This is a genomic window from Antarctobacter sediminis (genome assembly GCF_019218285.1).
Classification (GTDB): Bacteria; Pseudomonadota; Alphaproteobacteria; order Rhodobacterales; family Rhodobacteraceae; genus Antarctobacter; species Antarctobacter sediminis.
The window spans coordinates 915,594-934,394 of sequence record NZ_JAHUZG010000002.1 but is presented as its reverse complement, the minus strand read 5'-3'; the positions used below and the strand labels follow the sequence as shown (position 1 = coordinate 934,394).

Below are 18,801 nucleotides of genomic sequence, written 5' to 3'. Positions count from 1 at the left end.
TGAGGCGTAAATCAGGCGCCGATACACAGTCCCGCGCTCGCAAAGTCAAGGCGGACTGCCGGTTTCGACGCGATAAGCGGGCTACAGGCGCGCGGGGATCAGCCCACGCAGGGCATTGCCGACGAAAATCCGCCCCCGCGACAGGTCGGCAGGGAGCAGGCGGCGTTCCCGCGCGCCCTTCGCCAGCAACTCTTGCCGCAGGATGCCGGGCAGACAGCCATCGGCCAGCGGCGGGGTCACCATGCCCTCGGGCGTTTCCAGAAAGAGGTTGGTGATCGTGCCTTCGCACAGCGCGCCTTCCTCGTTGAGGAACAGCATCTCGTCGATGCCATCGGGCAGGGCAGTCCGCGCCGCGTTATACAGCGCCCGTTCGGTTGTCTTGACCTGCAACCACGGGTCGTCTTTGCGCAGGCGATCCTGGGAAATGGCCAGCGTCCAGACCGTATCTTGCGGCAGGGGGGCAAATGGCGCGCCCGTGACCTCGGCAGCGCCGTCGCGCGTTACGGTCAGCCGCAGGCGGGTCGGCCCGTCGAACCGCGCGGCCTCCAGCGCTGCCTCAACCCCTTGGGGGCGAATGCCAAGGCGCGCGGCGCTGCGGGTTAGCCGCGCAAGATGTAGATCGCGCCGGTGCAGCCCGATGTCAGGCGTCCACAAGCCGGTTTCGATCAGGCGAAATCCAGCATCATCTGGCGGGCAAAGCGTGTCTTCCACAGGGCTTCCTCGTATTCGGATTCGGCGGTGCTGTCCCAGACCACGCCGCCGCCCACGTTCAGCACAGCGCGTGCGCCGTCCACCATCAGGGTGCGGATCGCCACGTTGAACTCGGACCGGCCATCCGGTGCGGCCCAGCCGATCGAACCGCAATAGATCTCGCGCGGCCAGGGTTCCAGAAGGGACAGGATCTCCATCGCGCGGATCTTGGGCGCGCCGGTGATCGAGCCACAGGGATACAGCGCGCGCAAGATGTCGGACAGGGTGACACCCTCGGCCAGTTCCGCCTGCACCAGCGACACCATCTGGTGCACGGTCGCATAGCTTTCGACGTGGAAGAGTTGCGGCACCTTGACCGAGCCGGGCCGCGCCACCCGGCTGATGTCATTGCGCAAAAGGTCCACGATCATCAGGTTCTCGGCGCGGTTCTTTTCGTCCTGCGCCAGCCAGTTGCGGCGGCGTGCATCCTCGGCCGGATCCACGCTGCGCGGTTGCGTGCCTTTCATCGGGCGGGTTTCGATCCGCCCAAGTGCATCGGTGCGAAAGAACAGTTCGGGCGAGCGTGACAGCAAGGCCAGCCCGTCGATTTCGACAAGGGCGCCATGCGGCACCGGTTGCCGGTCGGCCAGCGCGGCGTACAGCGCCTCGGGGCGCCCATCGATGGTCAGGTCGATGGGGAAGGTCAGGTTCGCCTGATAGATGTCGCCGGCAGCAATGGCGGAATGCACCGTCTGGAACGCTTCGCGATAGCGGGTCGCATCCCAGCGCGGCGTGAAACCGGTGATGCCGCCGCCCGGCTGCGCCAGCGGCAGGGCGCGCGGCGCGTCGTAGACACCAAAGCAGATCAGCGGCAGGCGGCGTTCGCCGGGCATCCACCGCGCCAGTCTGGGTTCCAGTACATGGCCCAACTCGTAACTGGCAAAACCCGCGACCCATGCGCCCGCCGCCCGCGCGGCATCCAGCCGGGCCAACGCCGCGGGCACTTCGGCAGGCGTATCGGCGCGGATCACCTCGCTTGCCTCGGCAAAGCCGGTCCCGGCGCCCGAAGGCCCCTGATCGAAGCGTATGCGCATTGTCTGGCTCCTGCTGCGTCAGCCTGTGGTTTTACGCCAGACGCGCTGGGCACGAAAGTCCGAAGGCGACATATTGAAGACGGCAGGCCACACGCCCTTGCACCTTTTGGCGCGGTGCCTATAACGCACGACAATTTGGCCCGGACGCGAGTCTGCGGGCCTGTCGCTCACGCCGCCACATCAGCAGCCGCCATATCAGCAGAGGTCCGCCATGCCCAAACGTACCGATATCCAGTCGATCATGATCATCGGGGCGGGGCCGATTGTCATCGGGCAGGCCTGCGAATTCGACTATTCCGGCGCACAGGCCTGCAAGGCGCTGCGCGAAGAGGGCTACCGCGTCATCCTCGTGAACTCGAACCCGGCGACGATCATGACCGATCCGGGCCTGGCCGACGCCACCTATATCGAACCGATCACGCCGGAAGTGGTGGCCAAGATCATCGAGAAAGAACGCCCCGACGCGCTGCTGCCGACGATGGGCGGGCAGACCGGGCTCAACACCTCGCTGGCGCTGGAAGAGATGGGCGTGCTGGAGAAATTCGGTGTCGAGATGATCGGTGCCAAGCGCGATGCCATTGAAATGGCAGAAGACCGCAAGCTCTTCCGCGAAGCGATGGACCGCATCGGGCTGGAAAACCCCAAGGCGACCATCGTCACCGCGCCCAAGGATGCCAAGGGCAAGTTCGACCTCGAAGAAGGCGTGCAGATCGCGCTGGACGCGCTGGAAGAAATCGGTCTGCCCGCCATCATCCGCCCCGCCTTTACCCTTGGCGGCACGGGCGGCGGTGTGGCCTACAACCGCGAGGATTACATCCACTTCTGCCGTTCGGGCATGGATGCCTCGCCGGTGGGTCAGATCCTTGTCGACGAGTCGCTGCTGGGCTGGAAGGAATACGAAATGGAGGTTGTCCGCGACAAGGCGGACAATGCGATCATCGTCTGTTCCATCGAGAACGTCGATCCGATGGGCGTGCACACCGGCGATTCGATCACCGTGGCCCCGGCGCTGACCCTGACCGACAAGGAATACCAGATCATGCGCAACGGCTCGATCGCCGTCCTGCGCGAGATCGGCGTCGAAACCGGCGGGTCCAACGTGCAATGGGCGATCAACCCCGAAAACGGCCGCATGGTCGTGATCGAGATGAACCCGCGCGTGTCGCGCTCTTCGGCGCTGGCCTCCAAGGCGACGGGATTCCCCATTGCCAAGATCGCGGCCAAGCTGGCGGTGGGCTACACCCTCGACGAATTGGACAACGACATCACGAAAGTGACCCCGGCGTCCTTTGAGCCGACCATCGACTATGTCGTCACCAAGATCCCGAAATTCGCCTTCGAGAAATTCCCCGGTTCGCAGCCCTATCTGACCACCGCGATGAAATCCGTGGGCGAGGCGATGGCCATTGGCCGCACCATCCACGAATCGCTGCAAAAGGCGCTGGCCTCGATGGAATCCGGCCTGACCGGCTTTGACGAGGTCGAAATCCCCGGAGCGCCCGACAAGGCCGCCGTCATCAAGGCGATCAGCGAACAGACCCCGGACCGGATGCGCACCATCGCGCAGGCTATGCGCCACGGGCTGTCGGATGATGAAATCCACGGTGTCACCATGTTTGACCCGTGGTTCCTTGCCCGCATCCGCGAGATCGTCGAGGCCGAGAACGACATCCGCGCCAACGGGCTGCCGCAGGATACCGAGGGCATGCGCGCGCTCAAGATGCTGGGGTTCACGGACGCCCGCCTCGCCAAGCTGACCGGCTTCTCCGAAAAGGACGTGCGCACGCGCCGCCACGCGCAGGGCGTTACCGCCGTGTTCAAGCGGATCGACACCTGCGGGGCCGAGTTCGAAGCCCAGACCCCCTACATGTATTCCACCTACGAAGAGCCCATGATGGGCGAGGTGGAATGCGAGGCGCGCCCAAGCGACCGCAAGAAAGTGGTCATCCTCGGCGGCGGTCCGAACCGGATCGGGCAGGGGATCGAGTTCGATTATTGCTGCTGCCACGCCTGTTTCGCGCTGACCGAAGCGGGCTTTGAAACCATCATGATCAACTGCAACCCAGAAACGGTGTCGACCGACTACGACACCTCGGACCGGCTGTATTTTGAACCGCTGACCTTCGAACATGTGATGGAGATCCTGACAAAAGAGCAGGAGAACGGCACCCTTCACGGCGTCATCGTCCAGTTCGGCGGCCAGACACCGCTGAAGCTCGCCAATGCTTTGGAGGCAGAGGGCATCCCGATCCTCGGCACCACTCCGGACGCCATCGACCTTGCCGAAGACCGGGAACGCTTTCAGGCGCTGGTCAACGAACTGGGTCTGAAGCAACCTCGCAACGGCATTGCCTCTACGGATGCGCAGGCGTTGGAAATCGCCGAAGAAATCGGCTTTCCGCTGGTGATCCGCCCCTCCTACGTGCTGGGCGGCCGGGCGATGGAAATCGTCCGCGACATGGATCAACTGAAACGCTACATCAAAGAGGCTGTGGTCGTGTCGGGCGACAGTCCGGTTCTGTTGGACAGCTATCTCTCCGGTGCGACGGAACTGGATGTGGACGCGATCTGCGATGGCAAGGACGTTCACGTCGCGGGCATCATGCAGCACATCGAAGAGGCCGGCGTCCACTCGGGTGACAGCGCCTGTTCGCTGCCGCCCTATTCGCTGGACGCCGAAGTGCTGGCCGAGATCGAGCGTCAGGCCCACGCGCTGGCCAAGGCGCTGAACGTGGTCGGCCTGATGAACGTTCAATTCGCGATCAAGAACGGCGAGGTTTACCTGATCGAGGTGAACCCGCGCGCCAGCCGCACGGTGCCCTTCGTCGCCAAGGCGACCGACAGCGCCATCGCGTCGATTGCCGCCCGCGTCATGGCGGGCGAGCCGCTGTCCAACTTCCCCAAACGCGCGCCTTATGACGCCAGCATCGATTATGACACCGATGTGCCCATGGCCGACATGATGACGCTGGCGGATCCGAACATGCCGTGGTTCTCGGTCAAGGAGGCGGTCCTGCCCTTCGCGCGCTTCCCCGGCGTGGACACGATCCTTGGCCCGGAAATGCGCTCCACCGGCGAGGTCATGGGCTGGGACAAATCCTTTGCCCGCGCTTTCCTCAAGGCACAGCTGGGCGCAGGCACGCATCTGCCGACCGAAGGCACGGTCTTTTTCTCGATCAAGGACGAGGACAAGACGCAACTGCTGGTCGAAACAGCGCGCACCCTTGTGGATCTGGGCTTTGCCATCGTGGCGACCTCGGGCACGGCGTCTTTCCTTGCCGCGCATGACATCGCCTGCCAACTGGTGAAAAAGGTCTACGAAGGCCGACCGAACATCGTCGACCTGATGAAGGACGGCGGCATCCAGCTGGTGATGAACACCACCGAAGGTTCGGCCGCGGTTGAGGACAGCCGCGAGATCCGCTCGGTCGCGCTTTACGACAAGATCCCCTACTTCACGACCGCCGCGGGCGCCCATGCCGCCGCTCTGGCCATGAAAGCACGGGAAGAGGGCGAACTGGTGGTGAAGAGCCTTCAGGGGTAAGTCGTCTGGGTCGGATGCTCGAATCGTTGGTTGGGTCGCCATAGTCCTTGGCGGACTTCGAGTTGCCATGGCGGTATAGGCAGCGGCTTCGTTTGAAGGCGCTGCCTATATGATGGCGATCAGCCATTACCTTGCAAGCGCAGAGACCACTGGAGAAGTGATCGACCAGGGAATTGTTTGGCTTCTTGTCGGGTTTGCATTTGTTTTGCTGCGTACCCTTGTGCGACGCGGCAGGACGTGGCGAAGCCCTGAATAGCGCCCGACAACCGCTTTCATCCCATCTCCGACGTATCTGCCTCAAGCCCGGAAACAAGGGCCGCAGGCCCGCCGGGCGCGCGGTCACGCCACAGGCGTGCCTCCGGCATGGCCCGGCTCCACCGTGCAGGCGCTTTGTCAGCCGTTTTGTTCCACGCAATCCTTACGCGGGAGACGTGGGGATAAACTGCCAGCCACATCCGTCGCAGCGCCTCCCCGCCGGTCAGTCGCGCGCCCGGCTCCGCACTCTGTAGGCCGGGTTTCTACCCCGCCGCGCGCCCAAACCTCTGCACCCCCCAGATCAACGTCAAATTCGCCAAGCCGAATCCCACAGGCGGCACCAGCATTGCCGCCATGCCCAAGGGAAGGCTGACCCAGCCGACATGCGGCAGGGCCCAGGCTTCGACCGCGTAGCGCAGCCAGACCGACAGGGTGAAAAACGACCCCAGCGCGCAGAGCATCAGTACAATCGAAACCAAACGCACCCAGCGCGGCATCGGCCCGGCCTTGGGGCGCGGCGCGCGTTCTGGCGAAGGACGAGGCGGGGCACCCCGCGTGCGCCATCGCTGCCAAAGGGGCCAAAGCAGCGCACCGGCAAAAAAGATCAGGAACATCCAAGCCAGCGCCAGTCCGCGGCTTTCGTGCAGAGGGTCCACCAACACGGTTTGCGGGTCGTCCGGCAGATAAGTCACCGGAACCCGCGCGCCCGGATCATGCGCGCGCAGGAAATCCCCTGTGACCTCGGCCTCTGCCGTGACAACTTGGCCGCCGGCTTCGAAGCGGACCGTGGCATAGTGGCGATAGCGCACCGGTTTCTCGGGCTGGCTTTGATAGCGTACCGTGCGGCCAGACAGGAAGGTCGCCGAGGTTTCGACTCCGTCCCGATCAAACCGCGCAGCCTTTGACGAGGCGCTGTAGATCAAGGCGGCCAGCACAATGAACAGCAGCGCCAGCAACCCGGCAACGATCAGCGGTATCGGTTTGCGTCCTGCCATCCTGCCTCTTCGGGTCCTTTTCATCCGCGTCGATGCCCCCAAGCGATACCACATCGGCGCTGCGAACAAGGGCAAACAGCGATCCGCCGATGTCTGCAATCGCTCTCCACATCCCTTGTTTGCGCTGCTAAACCGCTCTCAACGCTTTCCAGAGGGATTTTTCCATGAAACCGGTCATCCTCACCATCCTCGACGGCTGGGGCCTGCGCGAGGAAGAGGCGAACAACGCCCCCAAGCTGGCCCGCACCCCCACCATCGACCGGCTGACCGAAAGCTGCCCGCATGCAACCCTGATCACCCATGGCCCCGATGTGGGCCTGCCGACCGGGCAGATGGGCAACTCGGAGGTGGGGCACACCAACATCGGGGCTGGCCGCGTGGTGGCGATGGACCTTGGCCAGATCGACCTCGCGATCGAGGACGGCAGCTTTTTCGACAACGAGGCCATTCTTGCCTTTGCGGACAAGGTACAGGATGCGGGTGGCGCGGTGCATCTGGCCGGGTTGACTTCGGACGGGGGGGTGCATGCCCATGTCAGCCACATGGTCGCCGCGGCCAAGCTGATGCGCGACAAGGGGCTTCAGGTCTGGCTGCACGTTCTGACCGATGGCCGCGATACCGATCCGAAATGTGCGTTGGAACATGTCGAAACCCTGCGCCGCGCGTTGGATATGCCCAAGGACAACAGCGGCCCGATCCGTTTCGCCACGGTTATCGGGCGCTATTACGCGATGGACCGGGACAACCGTTGGGAACGGGTCGAAAGCGCCTATCGCGCCATGACCGGCTATGCCGGGGTCGACCACGGCGATTTCGTCTCGGGCGGGTATGCCGCCACGCCCGAAGAGGCGATTTCCGGCTTCTATGATCGCGAAGGCAAGGGGGACGAATTCGTCGCCCCCGTGGTGATCGAGGGATACGCGGGGTTCGATGAGGGCGACGGCCTGTTCTTTCTGAACTTCCGCGCGGACCGTGCGCGTGAAATCCTTGCGGCCATTGGCGCAGCGGATTTCGACGGGTTCCAGCGTGAGAAGCCGCAGCTTTCGGCGCTGCTGGGCATGGTCGAATACTCCGATGCCCACAATGCCTATATGACCACTGCCTACCCCAAGCGCGAGATCGTCAACACGCTGGGCGAATGGGTCGCCAAACAGGGCAAGACCCAGTTCCGTCTGGCGGAAACCGAAAAATATCCGCATGTGACCTTCTTCCTCAACGGCGGCAAGGAAGTGCCGGAACCGCATGAGGACCGCTTCATGCCGAAGTCCCCCAAGGTGGCCACCTATGACCTTCAGCCGGAAATGTCGGCGGGCGAGGTGACCGAGAAATTCCTTGAAGCCATCGACCATGGTTATGACCTGATCGTGGTGAACTATGCCAACCCCGACATGGTTGGACACACCGGGGATCTGGACGCGGCGATCAAGGCCTGCGAGGCGGTGGACGCCGGGCTGGGGCAGATCGTTGCCAAGCTGGAAGAGACAGGCGGCGCGCTGCTGGTCATTGCCGATCACGGCAATTGCGAAACCATGGTCGACCCGGAAACCGGCGGCCCGCATACCGCGCATACCACCAACCTGGTACCCGTGATCCTTTTTGGCGGCCCCACGGGCGCTGCCCTGCGCGATGGGCGGCTGGCGGATGTGGCACCGACGCTGTTGCATCTGATGGATCTGCCCAAACCCGCGGAAATGACCGGGGAGAGCCTGATCTCGTGAGGCGGCTGGCGCTGATCCTGTCCTTGTGCGCGGCGCCCTTGGCGGCGCAGGACGCCGGTGAAAAGGCACGGGTGGCGGCCGAGGCGCTGGAGGCCGCTTCGATCCTGCTGGACACGGCCGAGGATGCGCAGGATCGGGTGGCAGCGCTGACCGATACGGTGCGTGCCTATGAGGACGGGCTTGCCGCGATGCGCGAAGGCCTGCGCGCCGCGACGATCCGCGAAACCGAACTGAGCCGCAAGCTGGCCGCGCAAGAGGCCGAGGTGGCCCGCCTGCTGGGCGCGCTGATGGCGGTGGGGGACCGGGCCGCTCCGCGGACCCTGATCCATCCGGACGGGCCTTTGGGGGCTGCGCGGTCGGGGATGCTGGTTGCCTCTCTGACGCCGGGGCTGGCGGCGCAGGCAGCAGCGCTGCGGGCGGATCTCGAAGAGGTGACGGCGCTGCGGGCCTTGCAGCAAAGCGCGGCCAACACTCTGCAAAAGGGCCTGAGCGGCGTGCAAGAGGCGCGGACGGCGCTGAGTCAGGCCATCGCAGACCGCACCGATCTGCCGCGCCGCTTTACCGAGGATCCGATCCGCACGGCGATCCTCATCAGCGCGACGGAAACCTTGCAGGGCTTTGCCTCTGGTCTGGCGGATATTTCCGACGAGGACAGTGGGCCGCCGCTGCCGTCTATCACCGACCGCAAGGGCAGTCTGCCCTTGCCGGTGCGCGGGGTGGTCCTGCACGAAGCAGGCGACCGCGATGCCGCCGGGGTCACGCGCCCCGGTGTGGTGATTGCCACGCGCCCCGGCGCGCTTGTCACCACGCCCACCGCCGCTACGATCCGTTATGCGGGTCCGTTGCTGGACTATGGGCTGGTTGTGATCCTTGAACCGCAAGCGGACCTGATGTTCGTCTTTGCGGGACTGGACACGGCCTTTGGCGAGGCGGGGCAGGTGGTGCCTGCCGGGTCGCCGGTGGGCTTGATGGGCGGGACCGCCGGCAACAATATGTCACCTTCGGGTGAGGGGGCTGGCGCAGGTCGTTCGGAAACGCTCTATATAGAAGTCAGAGAGGGCGAAGTGCCCGAGGATCCACTGCGGTGGTTCACAACCGACAAGGGATGAATGAGGTATGAGAAAATTCTTGATGGCCGCCGCCGGCGGTGCGCTGGCCTCCGTCGTGGCGACCACCCAGTTCGTGGGTCCGCTGCTGGCACAGGAGGGCAGCCGGCCGGAAAGTGTCTATGAGCAGCTTGACCTGTTCGGCGACATCTTTGAACGCATCCGGGCCCAATACGTCGAGGAAGTCGACGAAAAGGACCTGATCGAGGCAGCCATCAACGGGATGCTCACCTCGCTGGACCCGCATTCGGGCTATCTGGCCCCCGATGACGCCGCCGACATGCGCGTTCAGACCCGTGGCGAATTCGGCGGTCTGGGCATCGAGGTCACGCAAGAGGACGGCTTCGTCAAAGTGGTCTCTCCGATCGACGGCACCCCCGCGATGGAGGCCGGGATCGAAGCTGGCGATTTCATCACCCATGTCGATGGCGAATCCGTTCTGGGCCTGACGCTGGACGAAGCGGTGGACATGATGCGCGGGCCGGTCGGCTCGGAAATCGTCATCACCGTGGTGCGTGAGGGCGTCGACGAACCCTTTGACGTTTCGATCATCCGTGACACGATCAAGCTGACCGCCGTGCGTTCGCGCACCGAGGGCGAGACCGTGGTGCTGCGGATCACCACCTTCAACGACCAGACCTACCCGAACCTTGCCGATGGCATCGCCAAGCAGGTGGCCGAAGCGGGCGGAATGGACAAGGTCAACGGCTTTGTCGTCGATCTGCGCAACAACCCCGGTGGCCTGCTGAATCAGGCAATCATGGTGGCCGATGCCTTCCTCGACAAGGGAGAGATCGTGTCGACCCGTGGCCGTGATCCGGCGGATGGAGATCGGTACAACGCCGAACCGGGCGATCTGGCCGAAGGCAAGCCGATCGTCGTGCTGATCAACGGCGGCTCGGCCTCGGCATCCGAAATCGTGGCAGGTGCCTTGCAGGACCACCGCCGCGCCATCGTTGTCGGCACCAAGAGCTTTGGCAAAGGTTCGGTTCAGACGGTCATGCCGCTGCGGGGCAACGGGGCCATGCGCCTGACCACCTCGCGCTATTACACGCCTTCGGGCCGGTCGATTCAGGCGCTGGGCGTGTCGCCCGACATCATCGTGGCCCAGCCGCGCCGCGACCCGAACGCGGATGAGAATGACGAGCCGACAAACCCCTTCACCCGGTCCGAGGCGGACCTGCGGGGTAGCCTCGACAATGACTCGCTGACGCCGGAAGAGATCGAACAGATCGAACGCGACCGTGCCAAGGCCGAGGCCGCAGCCAAGCTGCGCGAGGAGGATTACCAGTTGGCCTATGCCATCGACATCCTCAAGGGCCTGTCGGCGCTGGGTCCGAAGAACTGAGATTGAACGCCCTTGCGTTTCGGAGATCCGGCAGCCTGACGGCTGCCGGATCTTTTTTTGCGCGCGGTTCATGCGCCTGACCGGCGGCTTGCCACCGTCGCGGTCACGCGGCTAAACCGGGACAACAGAGGATCCGCCATGACCAAGCACAAGACCATGACCCCCGACGAAATCGCCGCCCTTCCTTACCGCCGCAATGTCGGCGTGATGTTGGTCAATGCCGAAGGCCATGCCTTTGTCGGCCAGCGCATCGACAGCGAGATACCGGCATGGCAGATGCCGCAGGGCGGGATCGACAAGGGCGAGGACCCGCGCGAAGCCGCGCTGCGCGAGTTGGAAGAGGAAACCGGCGTCACCCGTGACCTTGTGACGGTCGAGGCCGAAACCGATGGCTGGATCGCCTATGATCTGCCGCATGACATCGTGCCGAGGATCTGGAAAGGCCGCTACAAGGGGCAGGAACAGAAATGGTTTTTGCTGCGGTTCCATGGCACCGACGATCAGGTGCGGCTGGATGCGGACGACCACCAGGAATTTTCGGAATGGCGCTGGTTGGCGGCTGACGACGTCGTGGCGCAGATCGTTCCCTTCAAGCGGCCCGTCTATGAACAGGTGGTCGAAGCCTTCCGAGGCCACCTGTGATGCGCTGGCTGGCACTTGTCGCGGGGGTTATGGCAGCAGGTCCCGCCACCGCGCTGTCCTGCCTTCCGCCGGATCCGGTGCGCGATTTCAAAGAGGCCGAAAGCTCGCAGGATCGTTGGGGCATCGCCCTCGGGCGACTTGATTTCAACGCCGAGCGTTTGCCGCAGGTGGATTGGGACCGACAGGACGAAGTGCCGCCGCAGACCGATCTGCGCGCCCAGTTCATTGGCCATTCGCTGGACATGAACGGGTTCAAGACGGTTTTTCAGGCCAATGTGACGCTGCGGGTCCTGTGTTTCGGCCCGTGGTGTGCCGAACCGAAAAGCGGCGGGCGCTATCTGGCCTTCATCAAGCATGAGAACGGCAAGCGCATCATTCACGCCGATCCCTGCGGCGGCTGGCTGTATCTCAATCCGCGCAAATACGATCTGGACCGCGTGCGGACCTGTTTCGCCGGCGGCCCCTGCGAGGAACGCAAGTTCTGAGCGGCGCGCCCTAGCGCAGGCGTTTCAGCACGTCGAGCGAGGCGTATCCGTCGGGCACCAGCCCCTGTGATTTCTGGTATTGGCGCACTGCTTCGACCGTCAGCGGCCCGATCTTGGCGTCGATCCCTTCGGTATCGAACCCGGCCGCGGTCAGCCGTTGCTGCAATTCGATCCGTTCCTCGAAGGTCAGCGCACGGTCCTTGCGCGGCCAGTTGCCCTGGATCGCCTTGCCCCCGGCAACGCGGTCGGCAAGGTGGCCGACCCCGATCACATAGGCATCGGCGGTGTTATATGTCTCGATCACCTCGAAATTGGCGAAGACAAGAAAAGCCGCCCCCCTGTGCCCCGCAGGCAGCAGCACAGAGGCCGGGCCGAAATCCTCGACCGGTTTGCCGTCCACGCCTGTTACGCCCAGTTCCGCCCATTCAGAAGGCAGGCGCGTGATTTCTCGCTTGGCTTGCAGATAGTCGAAGCCTTTGGGAATGCGCACCTCGACGCCCCAGGGCACGCCGGTCTGCCAGCCGTTGGCCTTGAGGTAATTCGCGGTCGAGGCCAGCGCGTCGGCGGGGTCTTCGCCCCAGATGTCGCGCTTGCCATCGCCGTCGTGGTCGACGGCAAGCGTCTGGAAAGAGCCGGGCATGAACTGGGTATGCCCCATCGCCCCGGCCCATGATCCGCGCAGGTTCTTTTGCGTGGTATGCCCGTCTTGAAGGATCTTCAGCGCGTCGATCAACTGCCCTTCAAAGAACTCGGCCCGCCGGGCGTCATAGGCAAGGCTGGCCATGGCCTCGATCACCGGGGTGGTGCCCTTGAAGGTGCCATAAGCCGATTCCAGCCCCCAGATCGCCAATACGATCTCTTTCTGGACACCGTATTCCTTTTCGATGGCGTCCAGCAGCTTGCGGTGTTTGGCCAGCGCGGCCTTGCCGTTGCTGATCCGCGTCGGAGAGGCGGCGCTGTCAAGGTAGACCCAGATCGTCTTGGTGAACTCGGACTGGTTGCGGTCGCGTTCCACCACCTTGCGGTCGAATTCGGCCCCTTTGAAGGCGCGGTCAAAAACCTCGGGCTTGATCCCCTGTTCCAGCGCGCGCGGGCGGAAATCGCGCACCCAGTCGCGGAACCCGGCCTGCGTTCCGGTGATGCGGGCGGAATGCGCGGCAAATGCTTCGACCACCGCGGGGCGCAACATCGGGCGCAGGGATCCCGACGGTGCCAGCAAGGTTGGTGTCAGCGTGGCGGCGCGGCTGACGATTTCCAGTTCGTCTTCGGGAATGCCATCGACGATCAGCGGAAGATCCTCGACCTCGGGCGCCTCGCCGCGCCCGATGGGCCGGGGCGAATCCTTGATCGCCTGTGCCGTGATCCGGGCCTTCAATTCGCCACGGGCCACCGGACGGACGGACGAATCGACCTGATCCGCCACGGCCACGGTGGCGGTCAGGGCAAGGGCGATCAGCCCGGGAATGGCGCGACACGTCATCAAAACAATCCTGCTGCTCGTTATCTTTTGCCAAAGACTAACGCGGACTACCCCGCTTGCGAAGGTGCCGCGGGGCGGGCTTGCGATTTCCTGCCGTGATTGCCGCTCGCTTTTCCGGGCAATGGGGTGTTTCCTGCGCCCGGGATGGACGGTGAGCAGGTGGGCGATGTTGAAATTGATGAGCTTTCCGCCGGGGATGCAGGAACCCAGCCTCAGTCCGTTCTGTGTCAAGGCGATGATCCTGCTGAACATGGCCGGTCAGAGCTGGGCACCCGATTGGCAGGCGGATCCGCGCAAGGCGCCCCTGCGCAAGCTGCCCGCGCTGCGCACGCCCGAAGGGATCGTTCCCGACAGTGGTTTGATCCTGCGCTGGCTGACCGGGCAGGGGGCGGACCTGTTTCCCGGGCTGGGGCTGGAGGAGAGGGTACAGGCGCATATGCTGATGCGGATGGTCGAGGACAGCCTGCGCCATGGGCTGACCCATGATCGCTGGGCGCGGGACGATTGTTGGGCTACGATGAAATTCGCCTTTTTCGCCTCGGTTCCGGCACCGTTTCGCGTGGTCGTTTCGGACATCATGCGGCGGCAGGTGGTGCAGGGGCTGAAGACACAGGGCATCGCCCGGTTTTCCGAAGCAGACCGCCTGACCTTGCTGGGGGCAGATCTGGACGCGCTGACAGTGCAGCTGGGCGAAGGCGAGTGGCTGTTCGGGGATCGGCCCACGGCTGCGGATGCCACGACCCTGCCGGTGCTCAGTATGATCGACCGGCTGCCAGTACAGACGGGTTTGCAGGCCAACCTGCGGGCGCGCGGCAACCTGATGGACTATGTGGCGCGGGGGCGCGCCCGGCTGTACGCCGGGCTGCCGGTCAGCGCTTAGCGCGTTTCTGGCGCGTCACCTTGCGCTTGGTCTTGGCATCCTTGGCCTTGGCCTTGGTCAGTTTGCGGCGAGGGTTCGGCCCCGGTTTGCGCGATCCGCGCCCCCGTCCCATGCGCCCGCTGGAACGGCTTTCGTATTCCTCGTCGTCCAGTTCCAGCAGTTCAAAGGCGATGCCGCCGGTCACGGGCGCCGCCTCGACCAGCTTGACCCGCGCGCGCATGCCAAGGGCGATGATCCGCCCCGTGCTGCCGCCCATGAGCGTGCCCGAGTCGCGGTCAAAGTGGAAATATTCGTTGCCCAGCGTCCCGATCGGCACCAGCCCGTCGGCCCCGGTTTCATCCAGTTTGACGAAGATGCCGAACTTGGCGATGCCGGACACGCGGCCGGTGAACTCGGCCCCCAGCCGGTCGGACAGATAGGCCGCAAGGTAACGGTCCGTCGTGTCACGCTCGGCCATCATCGAACGGCGCTCTGTATCGCTGATGTGCTGTGCCGTGGCGTCCAGCCGTTCGATGTCCTGCACGCTCAACCCGTCGTCGTCCCACTTGTGGGCCGAGATCAGCGCGCGATGCACGATGAGGTCGGAATAGCGCCGGATGGGCGAGGTGAAATGCGCATAGTTTTGCAGCGCAAGGCCAAAGTGGCCAAAGTTCTTGGGGCTGTAATAGGCCTGCGTCATGGACCGCAGCGTAGCCAGGTTGATCAGCTCGGCCTCGCCGGTCTTGGCGGCCTGATGCAGTAACTGGTTCAGGTGGCGTGTTTTCAGCACCTGACCCTTGGCCAAGGTCAGGCCGGCGGCCTGCGCCGTGTCGCGCAGCGATTCCAGCTTGTCCTGCGGCGGTTCCTCATGGACCCGGAACAAAAGCGGTGTGTCCTTGGCGATCAGGGTTTCGGCGGCGGCGACATTGGCCAGAACCATGAATTCTTCGATCAGCTTGTGCGCATCCAACCGGTCAGCGAAATCGACAGAGGTCACCTTGCCCTCGTCGTCCAGCTTGATCTTGCGTTCTGGCAGGTCAAGGTCCAGCGGCTGGCGCCGTTCCCGCGCGGCACGCAGGGCGGCATAAGCGGCGTAAAGCGGTTTCAGAACCGGTTCCAGAAGCGGGCCACATTTGCCGTTCGGGGTGCCGTCGATGGCTTCTTGCACCTCTTGATAGCTGAGCGAGGCAGGCGATCGCATCAGGGCGCGATAGAACTTCTGACCCAGCTTGTTGCCCTCGGCGTCGATCCGCATCCGCACGGCGATACAGGCGCGGGGCACACCTTCGTGCAGCGAACACAGGTCGCCAGACAGCCGGTCGGGCAGCATGGGCACCACGCGATCAGGAAAATACGAGGAGTTGCCGCGGGTCTTTGCCTCGCGGTCCAGCGCCGAGCCGGGGGTGACGTAATGGGCCACATCCGCGATGGCGACCCAGAGCACATGCCCGCCTTCGTTCTGCGGATCCTCATCGGGTTCGGCAAAGACGGCGTCGTCATGGTCGCGCGCGTCGTATGGATCGATGGTGATCAACGGCAGGTCGCGCAGGTCCGTGCGGCCTTTCAGTCCTGCCGGTTTCATGCGGTCAGCTTCGGCCAGAACGTCTTCGGGGAAATCGTCGGGGATGCCGTGCTGGTGGATCGCGATCAGCGACACGGCGCGCGGCGCGGTCGGATCGCCCAGACGCAGCGTGATACGCGCCTTGGGCAGACCCATGCGGCCGCGTGCGGGGCCGGCCTGTTCCGCCTCGACCAGTTCACCCTCTTGCGCGCCGCCGGTGGCGTCGGGCGAGACCGACCATTCCTTGTCCGACCCCTTGTCGATGGGGAGGATGCGGCCGCCCTCGGCCCCTTTGCGGAAGATGCCCACCACCTTGCGGGGCGACGTGCCGATGCGGCGGATCAGGCGTGCCTCGTAGTTGTGGTCGGCGTGGTGCACCACCTGGAGCCGGGCAAGGATGCGGTCGCCTTCGCCAAGCGCGGGGTCGGTGGCGCGGGCGATGATCAGCACCGTCGGCTCTACGCCTTCGCCATGCCATTCCAGCGGGCGGGCAAAAAGGTCGCCGTTGTCGTCCGGCGCTTTGACCTGAAGCACCGAAACCGGCGGCAGGCGGTCAGGGTCGCGATAGGTCTTGTGGCGCTTTTCGAGGTGCCCCTCGTCCTCAAGCTCTCGCAGGATGCGTTTCAGGTCGATCCGGTCAGCACCCTTGATGCCAAAGGCCTTGGCGATGTCGCGTTTCGAGGTGAGGGTCGGGTTGGCGGAGATCCAGTCGAGGACCTCTGCCTTGGTGGGCAGCTTGCTCATGAGGATCAGGTAGCACGGGCATATGGCGGCGTCATGTCGATTCCACGCTCAGAGGCTGCGCAGGTCCTCGACGGTGTCCACGTCGCGCAATTGATCGACAAGGGCGATGCGCGCGCCCGGAACCGAACCGATTGTATCGGCCAGCGCGTGTTCGGTGGACCAGCGCACATCCCCGAACAGCCCGTGCGGCACCTGCGCGGCGTTGTGCAGGCCCACCAACCAATAGCCACCGTCCTCGGCCGGGCCAAAAACAACATCAGCCGCCCCCAGCGCCCGGAAGGCGCGCCAGATCGCGGGGCGGGTGATGCCGGGAATGTCGGCGCCGATCACACAGACCGGGCCGGGCGGCGCGCTGCGCATGGCGCGGGCCATGCGCGCGCCCAGATCACCGGAGCCTTGCGGCAGGCGGGGCAGGTCGGCGGGCCAGATACGGCTGGTCAGCCCTTCGCGGTCAGGCGAAACCGCAAGAACGATCTGCCAGCGAGGGTCCCTCAGACGCCGCAGCAGTCGCGTGCATTGGCGGCGAAACCACCATGCGGCGGCCACCGTCCCGATGTCGCGCGCCAGCCGGGTCTTGACCCGACCGGGGCGCGGTTCCTTGACCATGACGATCAGGGTGCGGGTCATACGTCGCGGACCATGTCGCGGTGCGGAATGCCCGCGTCGTCATAGCTGTCGCCCTCGGCCACAAAGCCAAGCGCCGCATAGAAGGGCAGGGCATGTTCCTGCGCACTGAGGCGGACCTTGGAGATCGCCACATCGGTGGAAAAGACCCCGATCCCGTAGCGGACCAAATCCTTGCCGTAACCGTGGCCGCGAAAATCGGACAGCACGCAGATCCGCCCGATCTTGCCTGTGGCACCGTCCCGCAACAGGCGGGCGGTGGCCACGGGCCGGGTGCCGTCGCGGATCAGCAGATGGGTGGCCTGATCGTCCAGATCGTCCCATTCCTCGGCTTCGGAGATGCCCTGTTCGTCGATGAAAACGGCCCGCCGCAGCGCGTGGCAGGCCGCCAGATCCTCTGTGACCTCGACCCGGCTCATGCGAAGTAATCGCGCAGGATGCGGGTATAGATGCCCTTCAACTGGTGGATCTGGGCCACCTCGACCCGTTCGTCGACCGCGTGCATGGTCTTGCCCACAAGGCCGAATTCCACCACCGGGCAGTGATCCTTGACGAAACGCGCGTCCGAGGTGCCGCCCGTGGTCGAAAGCTCTGGCGTGACGCCTGTTTCCGCCTCGACGGCCTTGGCCACAAGATCGGACAGCGGCCCCGGCGGGGTCAGAAAGCTTTCGCCCGAGATCTTGATCTTGACCTCGGTCGTGGTGCCGAACTCGGCGTCGACGCTGGCCGACTCCTGGCGCAGCCAGTCAGACAGACCCGCGCCGGTGTGCAGGTCGTTGAAACGGATGTTCACGGTGGCCCGCGTCTGTGCCGGAATGACGTTGGTGGCGGCATTGCCGGTGTCGATGGTGACAACCGCCAGCGTCGAGGGATCGAAATGCGGCGTGCCCTCGTCCAGCACGTGGCTGGACAGGCAGTCCATCAACCGCGCCATGGCGGGCATCGGGTTCAGCGCGCGGTGCGGATAGGCGGAATGCCCCTGTTTGCCGGTGACGGTGAACCATGCCGTCAAAGAGCCGCGTCGCCCGATCTTCATCATCTGGCCCATGTGGTCGGGGCTGGTGGGCTCTCCGACAAGGCAGACGTTCATCTGTTCGTCGGTTTCGGCCATCCAGTCCAGAAGGGCGGTGGTGCCATGGTCGGCGTCGCCCTCTTCATCGCCGGTGATGGCAAGGACCACCGCGCCGTCCGGGGGCGTTTCGGTGACGAAATCCACCGCCGCGGCGGCAAAGGCGGCAACACCGGATTTCATGTCGGTTGTGCCGCGCCCGTACATAAAGCCGTCTTCGATCCGGGCGCCGAAGGGCGGGAATTGCCAATCGTCGGCATTGCCGATCGGCACAACATCGGTGTGACCGTTAAAGCCGAAAGTCCTGCTGTGGCGTTTATCCCCCCAGCGGGCAAAGAGGTTGGACACGCCGCCCCGGTCGACGCGGGTACAGGCAAAGCCCGCACCTTCCAAAAGCTCTTGCAGCAGGACCAGCGCGCCGCCTTCCTCTGGCGTGACAGAGGGGCATTGCACAAGGCGGGCGGTCAGGTCGACCGGATCGGTCATCAGGTGTCTCCTTGGATCGTTCGGACAAGGGCTAGCGCGCTCTGCCGTGCTTGGCAAATGGCGCTGCCGTGATAAGCCTGTGGGACCGGGCAGAAAGGGCA

At 64.6% G+C, this 18,801-nt stretch carries 15 protein-coding genes; 7 read left to right on the top strand and 8 right to left on the bottom strand.

The annotated features are described in order from the left end of the window. Nucleotides 1–81: 81 nt before the first annotated feature. Nucleotides 82–711 carry an aminotransferase class IV family protein gene (locus KJP30_RS12455; RefSeq protein ID WP_218449599.1) on the bottom strand — a complete coding sequence of 210 codons (630 nt, stop codon included), beginning with the start codon at nt 709–711 and terminating at the stop codon, nt 82–84. Then, nucleotides 666–1,784 (bottom strand): aminodeoxychorismate synthase component I, encoded by a 1,119-nt coding sequence (locus tag KJP30_RS12450; protein WP_218449598.1) that lies wholly within the window; start codon nt 1,782–1,784, stop codon nt 666–668. Before KJP30_RS12450 ends, KJP30_RS12455 begins: the two co-directional genes overlap by 46 nt. Before the next feature lie 211 nt (nt 1,785–1,995). Here KJP30_RS12450 and carB point away from each other — a divergent pair, with 211 nt between their 5' ends. Further along, complete coding sequence (gene carB / locus KJP30_RS12445) at nt 1,996–5,328, top strand: carbamoyl-phosphate synthase large subunit (RefSeq protein ID WP_218449597.1); 3,333 nt, start codon at nt 1,996–1,998, stop codon at nt 5,326–5,328. A 518-nt stretch (nt 5,329–5,846) separates the two neighbouring features. On the opposite strand, the gene KJP30_RS12440 is transcribed toward carB, so the two are convergent. After that, on the bottom strand, nt 5,847–6,578 hold the full coding sequence (locus KJP30_RS12440; protein WP_218449596.1) for a DUF3592 domain-containing protein: 732 nt from the start codon (nt 6,576–6,578) through the stop codon (nt 5,847–5,849). A 164-nt stretch (nt 6,579–6,742) separates the two neighbouring features. Between KJP30_RS12440 and gpmI the strand changes: the two genes are divergently transcribed. The 5 genes from gpmI (at nt 6,743) to KJP30_RS12415 (ending at nt 11,877) form a co-directional block, all read left to right on the top strand. Continuing rightward, nucleotides 6,743–8,296 (top strand): 2,3-bisphosphoglycerate-independent phosphoglycerate mutase, encoded by a 1,554-nt coding sequence (gene gpmI / locus KJP30_RS12435; RefSeq protein ID WP_218449595.1) that lies wholly within the window; start codon nt 6,743–6,745, stop codon nt 8,294–8,296. Continuing rightward, on the top strand, nt 8,293–9,405 hold the full coding sequence (locus KJP30_RS12430) for a murein hydrolase activator EnvC family protein (RefSeq protein WP_218449594.1): 1,113 nt from the start codon (nt 8,293–8,295) through the stop codon (nt 9,403–9,405). The genes gpmI and KJP30_RS12430 overlap by 4 nt, the downstream gene beginning before the upstream one ends. A gap of 7 nt (nt 9,406–9,412) precedes the next feature. Beyond that, on the top strand, nt 9,413–10,750 hold the full coding sequence (locus KJP30_RS12425; protein WP_218449593.1) for a S41 family peptidase: 1,338 nt from the start codon (nt 9,413–9,415) through the stop codon (nt 10,748–10,750). 156 nt (nt 10,751–10,906) lie between these two features. Beyond that, nucleotides 10,907–11,392: an RNA pyrophosphohydrolase gene (locus tag KJP30_RS12420; RefSeq protein ID WP_218450140.1), complete on the top strand. Its 486-nt coding sequence runs from the start codon at nt 10,907–10,909 to the stop codon at nt 11,390–11,392. After that, nucleotides 11,392–11,877, top strand: coding sequence for a hypothetical protein (locus KJP30_RS12415; protein ID WP_218449592.1), 486 nt, complete (start codon nt 11,392–11,394; stop codon nt 11,875–11,877). Before KJP30_RS12420 ends, KJP30_RS12415 begins: the two co-directional genes overlap by 1 nt. A 10-nt stretch (nt 11,878–11,887) precedes the next feature. Here KJP30_RS12415 and KJP30_RS12410 read toward each other — a convergent pair whose 3' ends face one another. Then, nucleotides 11,888–13,357, bottom strand: a complete 1,470-nt coding sequence (locus tag KJP30_RS12410; RefSeq protein WP_218449591.1) for a lytic murein transglycosylase — start codon at nt 13,355–13,357, stop codon at nt 11,888–11,890. 166 nt (nt 13,358–13,523) lie between these two features. On the opposite strand from KJP30_RS12410, the gene KJP30_RS12405 reads away from it, so the two are divergent. Continuing rightward, nucleotides 13,524–14,237 carry a glutathione S-transferase family protein gene (locus KJP30_RS12405; protein ID WP_218449590.1) on the top strand — a complete coding sequence of 238 codons (714 nt, stop codon included), beginning with the start codon at nt 13,524–13,526 and terminating at the stop codon, nt 14,235–14,237. Here the strand turns inward: KJP30_RS12405 and rnr are convergent. Genes rnr through dapE form a run of 4 tightly spaced genes read right to left on the bottom strand, consistent with a single transcriptional unit; the run spans nt 14,227 to nt 18,700 of the window. Further along, the gene (gene rnr, locus KJP30_RS12400) at nt 14,227–16,521 is read right to left on the bottom strand and encodes a ribonuclease R (RefSeq protein WP_218449589.1); all 2,295 of its coding nucleotides are present in this window, start codon (nt 16,519–16,521) and stop codon (nt 14,227–14,229) included. The two genes, KJP30_RS12405 and rnr, sit on opposite strands and share 11 nt — an antisense overlap. Before the next feature lie 48 nt (nt 16,522–16,569). Further along, nucleotides 16,570–17,148 carry a TIGR04282 family arsenosugar biosynthesis glycosyltransferase gene (locus KJP30_RS12395; RefSeq protein ID WP_218449588.1) on the bottom strand — a complete coding sequence of 193 codons (579 nt, stop codon included), beginning with the start codon at nt 17,146–17,148 and terminating at the stop codon, nt 16,570–16,572. Beyond that, nucleotides 17,145–17,564 carry a GNAT family N-acetyltransferase gene (locus KJP30_RS12390; protein ID WP_218449587.1) on the bottom strand — a complete coding sequence of 140 codons (420 nt, stop codon included), beginning with the start codon at nt 17,562–17,564 and terminating at the stop codon, nt 17,145–17,147. Before KJP30_RS12390 ends, KJP30_RS12395 begins: the two co-directional genes overlap by 4 nt. Beyond that, the gene (dapE, locus tag KJP30_RS12385) at nt 17,561–18,700 is read right to left on the bottom strand and encodes a succinyl-diaminopimelate desuccinylase (RefSeq protein WP_218449586.1); all 1,140 of its coding nucleotides are present in this window, start codon (nt 18,698–18,700) and stop codon (nt 17,561–17,563) included. The genes KJP30_RS12390 and dapE overlap by 4 nt, the downstream gene beginning before the upstream one ends. Nucleotides 18,701–18,801: the final 101 nt, after the last annotated feature.

Bases quoted from the DNA above. Each gene is read 5' to 3' on its own strand.
- KJP30_RS12440 (WP_218449596.1), bottom strand. From the start codon at position 6,578: ATGGCAGGACGCAAACCGATACCGCTGATCGTTGCCGGGTTGCTGGCG.
- KJP30_RS12425 (WP_218449593.1), top strand. From the start codon at position 9,413: ATGAGAAAATTCTTGATGGCCGCCGCCGGCGGTGCGCTGGCCTCCGTC.
- KJP30_RS12415 (WP_218449592.1), top strand. From the start codon at position 11,392: ATGCGCTGGCTGGCACTTGTCGCGGGGGTTATGGCAGCAGGTCCCGCC.
- gpmI (WP_218449595.1), top strand. From the start codon at position 6,743: ATGAAACCGGTCATCCTCACCATCCTCGACGGCTGGGGCCTGCGCGAG.
- KJP30_RS12450 (WP_218449598.1), bottom strand. From the start codon at position 1,784: ATGCGCATACGCTTCGATCAGGGGCCTTCGGGCGCCGGGACCGGCTTT.
- KJP30_RS12410 (WP_218449591.1), bottom strand. From the start codon at position 13,357: ATGACGTGTCGCGCCATTCCCGGGCTGATCGCCCTTGCCCTGACCGCC.
- rnr (WP_218449589.1), bottom strand. From the start codon at position 16,521: ATGAGCAAGCTGCCCACCAAGGCAGAGGTCCTCGACTGGATCTCCGCC.
- dapE (WP_218449586.1), bottom strand. From the start codon at position 18,700: ATGACCGATCCGGTCGACCTGACCGCCCGCCTTGTGCAATGCCCCTCT.
- KJP30_RS12390 (WP_218449587.1), bottom strand. From the start codon at position 17,564: ATGAGCCGGGTCGAGGTCACAGAGGATCTGGCGGCCTGCCACGCGCTG.
- KJP30_RS12420 (WP_218450140.1), top strand. From the start codon at position 10,907: ATGACCCCCGACGAAATCGCCGCCCTTCCTTACCGCCGCAATGTCGGC.
- KJP30_RS12405 (WP_218449590.1), top strand. From the start codon at position 13,524: ATGTTGAAATTGATGAGCTTTCCGCCGGGGATGCAGGAACCCAGCCTC.
- carB (WP_218449597.1), top strand. From the start codon at position 1,996: ATGCCCAAACGTACCGATATCCAGTCGATCATGATCATCGGGGCGGGG.
- KJP30_RS12395 (WP_218449588.1), bottom strand. From the start codon at position 17,148: ATGACCCGCACCCTGATCGTCATGGTCAAGGAACCGCGCCCCGGTCGG.